We start from the raw sequence: 1,683 nt of genomic DNA, 5'->3' as shown, positions 1-1,683 counted from the left end.
CAAACGTGTCGTTGCACTTTCGACCGACAAGGCCAGTAGTCCTGCCAATCTTTACGGTGCGACAAAACTGGCATCCGACAAATTGTTTGTAGCAGGCAATTCCTACGCAGGTGCACACGACACCCGTTTTGGTGTGGTGCGTTATGGCAACGTGATGGGCTCACGGGGCTCTGTTATCCCTTTCTTTCTTTCGATTGCGGACAAAGGTACATTGCCAATCACGGACGCTCGTATGACTCGCTTTATGATAACTTTGGAACAAGGTGTCGAGCTGGTGTGGCATGCTTTTGAAGACATGGTGGGCGGAGAGATTTACGTCAAAAAAATCCCGTCGATGAAATTGGCTGACGTCGCGCTTGCCTCCGTTCCTGACGCAAAACACGAGATTGTTGGTATCCGTCCTGGCGAGAAGCTCCATGAGCAAATGATTGGGACAGAAGATGCGCTCTATACTTACGAATACCCCGAGCACTTTAAAATATTGCCCGCCATAAATGGTTGGTGTAGCGACCCATGCCGTATCAAGGATGGTAAGAAGGTGTCTGAGGACTTCACCTACTGTTCGGATAACAATCTCGAATGGATGAGCATTGCTTCGTTACAAGCGTGGATCGCACAAAACCGTGAAAAGGTTGGCCATATATGACAACGATGATTCCGTACGGTCGGCAAGACATTTCTGATGCAGACATCCAGGCGGTTGTGGATGTACTGCGTTCCGACAACCTGACACAAGGTCCCGCTGTTCCCGCTTTTGAAAAGAGTGTTTCGGACTATTGCGGTACGCAACATGCCATTGCGGTGAACAGTGCTACGAGTGCCCTGCATATTGCCTGTTTGGCGCTGGACGTGGGGCCAAACGATGTGGTCTGGACCTCTCCGATCACCTTTGTGGCCAGTGCAAACTGCGCGCTCTATTGCGGTGCACGGATCGATTTCGTGGATATCGATCCGTGCACGTACAACATGAGCGTGGAGATTTTGGCAGAAAAATTGGCGCACGCAGAAAAGCTCGGCAATCTACCCAAAGTTGTGATTCCCGTGCATCTGTGTGGACAACCCTGCGATATGGCAGGCATCCACGCACTTAGTCAGCAATATAACTTCAAGATCATCGAAGATGCTTCGCACGCCATTGGCGGTAAATACTGCGGCGAACCGATCGGCAACTGTCGTTACAGCGATATCACCATATTCAGCTTCCACCCTGTCAAGATCATCACCGCCGGCGAAGGCGGCATGGCACTGACTAATGATACACAGTTAGCCAAGCGTATGAAAATGTTGCGCAGCCATGGCATCACTAGCGATGCTGCAGACATGATTCCCCAGGCATCTGAAGAGCTTTGGTTCTACCAGCAGATAGCCTTGGGTTTCAACTACCGCATGACCGACATACACGCCGCACTGGGCTTGAGCCAAATGCAGCGACTAGACGAATTCGTCGCCAAGCGCCACGCTATCGCCAAGCGATATGAGCCGCTTTTGGCTAATCTGCCGGTGATTACTCCGTGGCAGCACGCGGACAGTTATTCCGGTATGCATTTGTACGTAATTCGCCTGAAACTTGCTGAAATCGGCAAGACACATCGCCAAGTGTTTGAGGGAATGCGTGTAGCAGGCATTGGTGTGAACCTGCATTATATCCCGGTGCCCCGTCAGCCTTACTATAAAGGTTTGGGA

General features: G+C 51.0%; 2 protein-coding genes. Both read left to right on the top strand.

Annotated elements, in window-relative coordinates; all coding sequences use genetic code 11:
- Nucleotides 1-646, top strand: a 646-nt coding sequence (locus WAW17_RS09390) for a polysaccharide biosynthesis protein (RefSeq protein ID WP_422332710.1), incomplete at its 5' end; no start/stop codon positions are given.
- A partial coding sequence (pseC, locus tag WAW17_RS09385) for a UDP-4-amino-4,6-dideoxy-N-acetyl-beta-L-altrosamine transaminase (RefSeq protein ID WP_422332709.1) occupies nt 643-1,683 on the top strand: 1,041 nt, incomplete at its 3' end. The genes WAW17_RS09390 and pseC, both read left to right, overlap by 4 nt.

Source organism: Rhodococcus sp. (in: high G+C Gram-positive bacteria), from assembly GCF_049286785.1.
Classification (GTDB): domain Bacteria; phylum Actinomycetota; class Actinomycetes; order Mycobacteriales; family Mycobacteriaceae; genus Rhodococcus_F.
Note: the sequence above shows the minus strand (reverse complement) of the source record. Positions and strands in the feature narration are given on the sequence as shown.